We start from the raw sequence: 258 nt of genomic DNA, 5'->3' as shown, positions 1-258 counted from the left end.
AACCTCAATATCATCTTCATCGGCCGTGCCCGTTCCAACTTCCTGCTGGCGACAACCGAGCAGGATCGCGAGCGCATCCTCGCCGATATCGCCCGCTACAGTGAGGCCGCCCGCAAGAACATCGATGAATCCCGCGAGCTGTTCTACAACGAGCGCTCCCTCGAACGCTTCCGGGAAATCGACACCATCTGGGTCGAGTATCAGCGCAACATGGCCCTGGCCCTGCAAACCGCAGCAGCACAGGAGCTGTACGCGGAG

Annotated in this window: 1 pseudogene; it reads left to right on the top strand. The window is 60.5% G+C overall.

What is annotated here, in order from left to right:
* A pseudogene (locus tag AC0IYH_RS32490) lies at positions 1-258 on the top strand (methyl-accepting chemotaxis protein); the annotation flags it as partial.

It is taken from the genome of Pseudomonas sp. AC463 (assembly GCF_979253585.1).
Note: the sequence above shows the minus strand (reverse complement) of the source record. Positions and strands in the feature narration are given on the sequence as shown.